We start from the raw sequence: 8,373 nt of genomic DNA, 5'->3' as shown, positions 1-8,373 counted from the left end.
GACCTTGGCGCAGCTTCGAGGCCGTCGAATACGCCACGCTGGAATGGGTCGACTGGTTCAACAACCGCCGTCTGCTGGAGCCCATCGGGAATATACCGCCAGCCGAAGCCGAGGCAAACTTCTACGCCGCTCTGGAAACTAAACCCATGGCCGCGTAACTAAATGAAATCAGCCTCCGACAAACCCGGCGCGGTTCAGAGGGCCTGGCGACATCCTTCTTCAGGGCTGCAAATTCCGGCCAGATCGGTACGCTGCTGGCCATTGCCGGGGACTGCCGTGACAGCGCCTCCCGCATTGGGGCCTTCCTTGGCGCCAGTGGCAGCCAGGCGCTCATTCCCGCATCCACCGGCGCCGCACGCTTTCCGCCGGATCCGGATCGCGGGCCGCCTGCACCACCGAAACGCCCCGCTTCGTCACGGGCTCCACAGCGTCGATCTTGAACGCGCGGGTGAACTCCCGTCTCACCATCTCCGACCTCCGATCCCTTGGTCACGATCTTGTCTTCGTGTCCACCGAACCGGCAGCAGGCCCCTCGCCAACCCTGGCCTGCAGGCGCGCGCGCGCCTTCAGCGCACCCTCCGCCGCCATCAGGGCCCGGCCTCGCCACCCAGCCAGCCGGTGGACCGGCACGTTCACCGACGGCAATGGTCGAAAGATGTCATTCCTGGGTGCTCAGTCCTGCGCCATCAGGAACTCCGCAACTGCCTGGAAGGCTGGCAGCGAGGTGGGATCGATGAGGGCGTTTTGCGCCTGCGGGAAGGAGGCGAAGCGCACCACGACCATCTCGGCGGTGGGGTCGACGTAGATGGTCTGGCCATGCACGCCGCGTGCGGCGAAGGCGCCGTGGTCGTTGTGGAACACCCACCACTGGCTGGTGTAGCTGCCGTTCGGGAGGGTGGGGTAGCCCGAGAACCTGGCGGGGTCGCCGCCGGCGCGGATGCGGGCCACGACCTCGGCCGGGAACAGCCGCGTGCCCGCGATCTCGCCCCCGTCCAGCATCACAAGGCCCAGCCGTGCGAGGTCGCGCAGCCCGAGGCTCAGCCCGCCGCCGGCAAAGGGCACGCCCCGGCCGTCCACGGCCATATAGGCGTCCTGCTCGGCGCCCATGCGCCGCCACAGCCGCTCGGACGCCAGATCCGCCACCGAGCGCTGCGCGGTGCGCGCGATGATCCAGCCCAGCATGTCGGAGTTGATCGTGCGGTAATGGAAGGCTTCGCCATGCGCGCCCTCGGGGCGCACCTGCATCAGGTACTCCCAGTAGCCATCGGGGCCCGTGTGGCCCTCGGGTTTGGGAAACGGGCTCGCGGCGGCGGAATAGCGCCAGATGTCGGCGTCGGGGTCGGCGTAGTCCTCGGAGAAGGCCACGCCCGTGGTCATGTCCATCACCTGCCGGACGGTCGCGTCGGCAAAGGCGCTGCCGGCGATCTCGGGGATGATGTCGACGACAAGGGCCGTGTCGTCCAGCGCGCCCTCGACCACCAGGATCTCGGCCAGAAGCCCGGTGACGGATTTGGTCATGGACATGGCGGCGTGCTGGCCATCCTCGGCCAGGCATCCGGAATAGCGTTCATAGACCACGCGGCCGCGGTGCAGGATCGCGATTCCGTCGGTGTAGTTGGCGTCGAGCGACGCCGCCCAGGTCATGTCCTCCTCGGCGCCGATGGGGCGGAAGGTCAGCGCGTCGATGGCCGCGCGCATCTCGGCAAAGGCGACCGGCGGCAGCGTGTCCAGCGGCACGGGCGCGCCGAGGCCACGGCCGAGCTGCACCGTCGGCAGGAACTGCCGCAGGTGGCACACCGACCAGCGCAGGCGCGGAAAGCTGAAGTAGACCGCGTCGGGCTGGGTGATGAGCCGGTCGGGCGGCGGCGGAAATCCCTGCATCCAGCCCATGACGCGCGGGTCGGACTCCTGCGCCGAGAGCGGGGCGTCCTGCGCGGCGGCGGACGACATGACACCCGCAAGGGCGAGGGCGGCGACAAGCCTCGGCATCGGAAAAGTCATTGGCGCGGCCTCCGCTCCATTCAGCTCCTGCCCTCTGGAGAGGGCACCGAGTCAGCCACCCCTGGCAAGCACAGACCCGCCTCGTGGCCCCGGCCGCTCCCGAATGATCGCCCGGATCACCCGCGAGACGCGGCCCTGTCCCCCGCAGGCCGCGCGGTGTTGCCATGCGGCCGGTCCCGAGCCTTGATACCGGGGAACGACCGCCACGGCCCGGGTCGACCGGGATCGCAGGCGTTGCGGAGCACGCCGGCGCAGGTCCCACGGATGGACGACACGCCGGGTCTCGCTTCGGCCGGTGCAATGACCAGGCCGGTCGCGCGGTGCGATGTCGTCGTTCAGCCCGGGGCCGGGTCGGCGACCGCACCCGCGCTGATGGCCGTTCGGCCGCGCCCGTCACACTCGGCCCTGGCGGTAGCCCCGCGCAACGCGGACCCCTGTCCGGCGCGACGAACACCCCTGTTGGACACGCCGCCGATACCGGATCACAGGGCGATCCTGGCGGGCTGAAGCCATGCGGCGCGCCGCGCGCCCACCGCCTGGGCCACGCTGTCGTGACCCGCCGCCGCCAGTGCCGCATCCAGGCCGCCCAGGATGTCGCCCACCAGCGACAGGCCCCGCGTGCTCAGCGCGGTATAGAGCTGCACCGCAACGGCGCCCGCATGGATCTTGGCCAGCGCGTCCTCGGCCGAGGCGACACCGCCCACCCCGATCAGCGGCATCCGCCCATCCGTCAGGGCCGACAGCCGCGCCAGCACACGGGTGGAGGGCGCAAACAGCGGCCGCCCCGACAGACCGCCCGCCTGGTCCGCGTGCCGCCCCCGCAGACCGCTGCGCGCCAGCGTGGTGTTGGTGGCAACGATGGCGTGGATGCCCGCATCGGTCGCCACCTCGGCGATCTGTTCCAGGGCGGCGTCGTCCAGATCCGGCGCGATCTTCAGGAACACCGGGATCGGCCGCGCCAGCCCCGCGCGCGCGGCCATCACCCGCTCCAGCAGCGCGGCGAGGGCGGCGGGCCCCTGGAGGTCGCGCAACCGCTCGGTGTTGGGGGAGCTGACATTGACGGTGGCGAAATCGACATGCGGGCCCAGCCGCGTCAGCACGGCGGCGAAGTCCCCCGCGCGATCCTCGCTGTCCTTGTTGGCGCCCAGGTTCACCCCCACCGGCGGGCCGCTGGCGGGCCTGCGCTCCAGCCGCGCCGCCACCGCCTCGGCACCGTCGTTGTTGAAGCCGAAGCGGTTGATGACCGCGCCATCCTGCGGCAGGCGGAACAGGCGCGGGCGGGGGTTGCCGGGCTGCGGGCGCGGCGTCACCGCGCCGATCTCCAGAAACCCGAAGCCCGCGCGCGACAACGGCGCCAGCGCCACGGCGTTCTTGTCGAAGCCCGCCGCCAGCCCCAGCGGATTGTCCAGCCGCAGCCCCGCCACCGTCACCGCCAGCCGGGGCGACGCCACCGGCGCAGGCATCGGCACCACCCCCGCCCGAAGCGCCGTCAGCGCCAGCCCATGCGCCCGCTCGGGGTCGATCCGCGCCAGCACCGCCAGCCCCGCCCGTTCGATCAGCCCTGTCATGGCACCTCCGCCTCCGTCACCACCGACAGCCCGTCGCACTCGGCCACCGAAATTCCCTGCGCACGGCCCTTCAGCCCCGCGAACAGCGCAGCCCCCGTCCCGGTGAGGAACGCCTGCGCCCCCAGCCGCACCAGCGCGTCATAGAGCGCGGCCCGCCGGTTGTCATCCAGATGCGCCGCGACCTCGTCCAGCAGCAGGATCGGGGGGGTGCCGTCGTCAGCCGCCAGCGCGCGGGCATTCGCCAGCACCAGCGCGATCAGCAGCGCCTTCTGCTCGCCGGTGGAGCACTGCTCGGCCGGGACGCCCTTGGCGGTGTAGACCGCGCGCAGGTCGGCGCGGTGCGGGCCGGCCAGCGTGCGCCCGGCAGCCATGTCGCGGCGCCGCCCGTCGGCCAGCGCGCGGGCCAGCGCGCCCGCATCCTCGGGCGGGGCGGTGCCGTCCGGGCCGGTCAGCGTCAGCGCGGCCGCCGGAAAGGCGCCATCCTCGGCCACCGCCGCAAGGCGGGCCAGCGCATGGCGGCGGTTGGCGGCGACCTCGGCGCCCGCGCGGGCCATCTGCGCCTCCAGCGCCGCGTACCAGCGCGCATCCTCCACCCCGTCGCGCAGCAGGCGGTTACGCTCGCGCATCGCCTTGTCATAGGCGAGCGCCGCCTCGGCGTGCGCGGGCGTGAAGCTGAGCGCCATGCGGTCGAGGAACCGGCGCCGCCCCTCGGCGCCTTCGATCCACAGCCGGTCCATCGCCGGGGTCAGCCACAGCATGCGCACGATACGGCCCAGCGCGGCCTGCGGTCCGGGCTTGTCGTCAATGGTGACGGTGCGGGGGCGGCCGGGTTCGGCCCAGGTGGCCACCGCATGGCCCGCCAGCGCCGCCGTCAGCTTCCAACCGACCGCTTCGGGGGTGCGCGCCAGCGCCTCGGCCGGGGCGGCGCGCAGGCCGCGCCCGGGCGACAGCAGCGACACCGCCTCCAGAATGTTGGTCTTTCCCGCGCCGTTCGGCCCCCAGATCGCCACCGGGCGCCCGTCGAACACCAGCCGCGCCTGCCGGTGCGATCGGAAATGCGACAGCGTCAGGACGGAGAGGCGGTCGCTGGCCGTCACACCCGCATCGGCATCACGACATAGATCGCCGAGGGATCGCCGCCCTCGCGCATCAGGGTGGGGTCGCCGGGGGCGTTGAACAGGAACACCGCGTTCTCGCGGTCGACCTGGCCCGCGATCTCCAGCAGGTACTTGGCGTTGAAGCCGATCTCCAGGCGTTCGTCGGCATAGGCGACCGCCAGCTCCTCCTCGGCGGTGCCGCTGTCGGGGGCGGTGACGGACAGCACCAGCCGGTCGTCCTCCAGCACCAGCTTCACCGCGCGGGAGCGTTCGGACGACACCGTCGCGACCCGGTCCACGGCGCGGGCGAATTCGGCGGCGTCCACCTCCAGCCGGCGGGTGTTGGCGGTGGGGATCACGCGGCTGTAGTCGGGGAATGTGCCGTCGATGACCTTGGAGGTCAGGGTGATCTCGGCGGTGGCAAAGCGCAGCTTGGTCTCGGACACCGAGACCGCGATCTCGGCCTCGTCGTCCTCCAGCAGCTTGCGCAGCTCGCCCACGGTCTTGCGCGGAACGATCACGCCGGGCATGTCCGCGGCCCCTTCGGGCAACGGCGCATCGACGCGCGCCAGCCGGTGGCCGTCGGTGGCCACGCAGCGCAGGGCCGGGCCGTCCTCTCCGGTCGCGACGTGGAGATAGACACCGTTGAGGTAGTAGCGCGTCTCCTCGGTGGAGATCGCGAACTTCGACTTGTCGAACAGCCGACGCAGATCGCGCGCGGGCGCGGTGAAGTTCGATCCGTATTCGGCCGAGGCCATCACCGGAAAGTCTTCCTTCGGCAGGGTCGCCAGCTGGAAGCTGGAGCGCCCGGCCCGCACGTTCAGCCGCCCCGAGGTGGGATCGTCCGACAGCTGCACCAGCGCGCCCTCGGGCAGCTTGCGCACGATTTCATGCAGCAGCACCGCCGACACGGTGACCGCGCCGGGCTGGTCCACCTGCGCAGGCACTCGGTCCACGACCTCGATGTCCAGATCGGTGGCGCGGAAGCTGACGGCGTCGCCCTCCGCCTCGATCAGCACATTGGCAAGGATGGGGATGGTGTTGCGCCGCTCCACCACCGACTGGGCCTGTCCGATCGCGCGCGACAGCGGCCCGCGTTCGATGCTGATCTTCATGGCCAACTCCCTCGTGCCGTCTTCCGGTGGACCCCCGCCCGGGCCGCAGAGCCTTAGCGAAATCGGGGGCGCGGACAAGGGGGGCCGGGGGCAAAGCGGCCGATTTCACCGGCCTGTGGCACGCAGCGCGCGGATCAGGGACCGGCGGCAAAACGGCCGTAGCCGCCGCCCGCGAACACCAGCGGCGCCCCGTCGCCCAGCGCGCTGCGCAGGACGCGGCCCACCACGATGCTGTGGTCGCCGCCATCATGGGCGGCATGCAGCGCACAGTCGAACCGCGCCAGCACCCCCGGCAGGCACGGCACCCCCTCGGGCGACAGCGTCTCGGGGATGGCATCGAAGGTGCCGGGGCCCGAGGCGAAGCGGCGCGACAGCTCCATCTGGTCCGCGCCCAGAACATGGATCGAGAAATGCGCCGCGTCCGCGAAATGCGCAAACCGCCGCGAGCCGCGCGCCGGGCACCACAGCACCAGCGGCGGATCGAGCGAGACCGAGGTGAAGCTGTTGGCCGTGATCCCCACCGGCCCCATGTCCGAGGCCACGGTCACCACGGTCACCCCGGTTGCGAACCGGCCCAGCGCATCGCGCAGCAGTCGCGCCGTCTCCGGCCCCGGCGTGAACTCCAAAGCCTCGCCCCCCTTGACCGGCATGAACCCCATGGCGCTGTCCCCTTGTGTGTGCCTGCCGCGAGTTAACCCCGCGGCGAGTGACGACAAGGCCGCGGATCAGTCCTCCATCGCCTCCAGCTCGTCGATGAGGCCGGCAATCATCTCCAGCCCCTTGTCCCAGAACGCAGGATCGCCCGCATCCAGCCCGAACGGCGCCAGCAATTCGCGGTGGTGGCGCGACCCGCCCGCCGCCAGCATGTCGTAATACTTGGGGATGAACTCCGCGCCCGCCTCCTCGTAGGCGGCATAGAGCGCGTTCACCAGCCCGTCGCCAAAGGCATAGGCGTAGACATAGAACGGCGAGTGCACGAAATGCGGGATGTAGGCCCAGAACGTCTCGTAGCCGTCCATGAACTCGAACACCGGCCCGAGGCTCTCGGCCTGCACGCTCATCCACAGCGCGTTGATGTCGTCGGGCGTCATCTCGCCCTCGCGGCGCGCGGCGTGCAGCTTGCACTCGAAGTCGTAGAACGCGATCTGGCGCACGACGGTGTTGATCATGTCCTCGACCTTGCCCGCCAGCAGGGTCTTGCGCTCGGCCCTGGTCCTGGCGTTCGCCAGCAGGCGGCGGAAGGTCAGCATCTCGCCGAACACGCTCGCGGTTTCCGCCAGCGTCAGGGGCGTGGAGGACAGCAGCTCCCCCTGCCCCGCCGCCAGCCGCTGGTGCACGCCGTGGCCCAGCTCATGCGCCAGCGTCATCACGTCGCGCGGTTTTCCAAGGTAGTTCAGCATGATGTAGGGATGCACATCCGTCACCGTGGGATGCGCGAAGGCGCCGGGCGCCTTGCCCGGCTTCACGCCAGCGTCGATCCAGCCGCGCTCGAAGAACGGCTCCGCCAGCTCGGCGATGCGCGGATCGAACTCGGCGAAGGCCCCCATCACCGTCTCGCGGGCCTCATCCCAGCCGATGGTGCGCGCAGGCTCCATCGGCAGCGGCGCGTTGCGGTCCCAGACCTGCAACTTGTCCAGCCCCATCCACTTCGCCTTCAGCGCATAATACCGGTGCGACAGCCGCGGATAGGCCGACACCACCGCATCGCGCAGCGCCTGCACCACCTCGGGCTCCACATGGTTGGACAGGTGGCGCGCGTGTTGCGGGCTGGGCATCTTGCGCCAGCGGTCCTCGATCTCCTTGCCCTTGGCCAGCGTGTTGTGCACCCGCGCAAACAACCGCAGATGCTGGCGGAAGCCATCGGCCAGCGCATGCGCCGCCGCCTCGCGCCGCGCACGGTCCGGATCGGTCAACAGGTTGAGGGTGGATTCGAGCGCCATCCCCTCACCGTCGACATCGAACTCCATGCCCGCCATCGTCTCGTCGAACAGCCGGTTCCAGGCCGCGGCGCCCACCGTGGACTGATCGTGCAGGAAGCGCTCCAGCTCGTCCGACAGCTGGTGCGGGCGCATCGCGCGCATGCGGTCAAAGACGGGCTTGTAGCGCGCCAGCTCCGGGTCGCCGAACAGCGCGTCAAAGGTCGCGTCGTCCAGCCGGTTGACCTCCAGCCGGAAGAACACCAGCGGCGTGGTGTGCGCCGTCAGGCGGTCCTGTGCGTCGGCCATCGCCTTGGCGCGGGCCGGGTCGATGGTGTTCTGGTAATACCGCAGGCCCACGAACGACATCAGCCGCCCGGCGACCACGTCGATCCGCTCGTAGCGCCGTACACACTCCAGGAACCCCGCCGGGTCCAGCTCCGCCAGACGGCCCTCGTAATCCGTGGCAAAGCTGCGGCAGGCCTCCTCCAGCCACGCCATGTCGCGGGTGAATTCCGGCGCGTCGGGCGCGGGGTACAGATCGCTCAGATCCCACTCCGGCAGACCCTCCAGCCCCCCGGCCCCGCCGGCGGCGGCATTCGCGTCAAGAACGGGTCGGGTCATGGGCACTCTCCGGAAGCTGGACTGGAGAAGAGGGATAGGCCAACCCCACCCC

At 70.9% G+C, this 8,373-nt stretch carries 7 protein-coding genes and 1 pseudogene; 1 reads left to right on the top strand and 7 read right to left on the bottom strand.

What is annotated here, in order from left to right:
- Positions 1 to 158: pseudogene (locus CCR87_RS04830) on the top strand (IS3 family transposase); the annotation flags it as partial.
- Positions 159 to 330: 172 nt separating this feature from the next.
- On the opposite strand, the gene CCR87_RS17680 reads toward CCR87_RS04830, so the two are convergent.
- The 7 genes from CCR87_RS17680 to CCR87_RS04795 form a co-directional block, all read right to left on the bottom strand.
- Positions 331 to 468 (bottom strand): transposase, encoded by a 138-nt coding sequence (locus CCR87_RS17680; RefSeq protein WP_201156433.1) that lies wholly within the window; start codon positions 466 to 468, stop codon positions 331 to 333.
- A gap of 204 nt (positions 469 to 672) precedes the next feature.
- The gene (locus CCR87_RS04820; RefSeq protein WP_242511861.1) at positions 673 to 1,989 is read right to left on the bottom strand and encodes a serine hydrolase domain-containing protein; all 1,317 of its coding nucleotides are present in this window, start codon (positions 1,987 to 1,989) and stop codon (positions 673 to 675) included.
- 494 nt (positions 1,990 to 2,483) lie between these two features.
- Positions 2,484 to 3,569 carry a quinone-dependent dihydroorotate dehydrogenase gene (locus tag CCR87_RS04815; RefSeq protein WP_201156432.1) on the bottom strand — a complete coding sequence of 362 codons (1,086 nt, stop codon included), beginning with the start codon at positions 3,567 to 3,569 and terminating at the stop codon, positions 2,484 to 2,486.
- Entirely contained in the window at positions 3,566 to 4,666 is a 1,101-nt protein-coding gene (recF, locus tag CCR87_RS04810) for a DNA replication/repair protein RecF (RefSeq protein WP_201156431.1), read from the bottom strand. The genes CCR87_RS04815 and recF overlap by 4 nt, the downstream gene beginning before the upstream one ends.
- Positions 4,663 to 5,781 carry a DNA polymerase III subunit beta gene (gene dnaN / locus CCR87_RS04805; protein WP_201156430.1) on the bottom strand — a complete coding sequence of 373 codons (1,119 nt, stop codon included), beginning with the start codon at positions 5,779 to 5,781 and terminating at the stop codon, positions 4,663 to 4,665. Before dnaN ends, recF begins: the two co-directional genes overlap by 4 nt.
- 134 nt (positions 5,782 to 5,915) lie before the next feature.
- A complete protein-coding gene (locus tag CCR87_RS04800) occupies positions 5,916 to 6,440 on the bottom strand; it encodes a flavin reductase family protein (RefSeq protein WP_420850147.1) in 525 nt (174 codons plus the stop codon).
- Between the two features lie 66 nt (positions 6,441 to 6,506).
- Positions 6,507 to 8,321, bottom strand: coding sequence for a M3 family oligoendopeptidase (locus CCR87_RS04795; protein WP_201156429.1), 1,815 nt, complete (start codon positions 8,319 to 8,321; stop codon positions 6,507 to 6,509).
- Positions 8,322 to 8,373 lie beyond the last annotated feature (52 nt).

This window comes from Rhodobaculum claviforme (assembly GCF_016653255.1).
Taxonomy (GTDB): domain Bacteria; phylum Pseudomonadota; class Alphaproteobacteria; order Rhodobacterales; family Rhodobacteraceae; genus Rhodobaculum; species Rhodobaculum claviforme.
Note: the sequence above shows the minus strand (reverse complement) of the source record. Positions and strands in the feature narration are given on the sequence as shown.

What these genes read in the sequence shown, in the direction of transcription:
- CCR87_RS17680 (WP_201156433.1), bottom strand. Translation starts at nt 468, where the DNA reads ATGGTGAGACGGGAGTTCACCCGCGCGTTCAAGATCGACGCTGTGGAG.
- CCR87_RS04820 (WP_242511861.1), bottom strand. Translation starts at nt 1,989, where the DNA reads ATGCCGAGGCTTGTCGCCGCCCTCGCCCTTGCGGGTGTCATGTCGTCC.
- CCR87_RS04815 (WP_201156432.1), bottom strand. Translation starts at nt 3,569, where the DNA reads ATGACAGGGCTGATCGAACGGGCGGGGCTGGCGGTGCTGGCGCGGATC.
- dnaN (WP_201156430.1), bottom strand. Translation starts at nt 5,781, where the DNA reads ATGAAGATCAGCATCGAACGCGGGCCGCTGTCGCGCGCGATCGGACAG.
- CCR87_RS04800 (WP_420850147.1), bottom strand. Translation starts at nt 6,440, where the DNA reads ATGGGGTTCATGCCGGTCAAGGGGGGCGAGGCTTTGGAGTTCACGCCG.
- CCR87_RS04795 (WP_201156429.1), bottom strand. Translation starts at nt 8,321, where the DNA reads ATGACCCGACCCGTTCTTGACGCGAATGCCGCCGCCGGCGGGGCCGGG.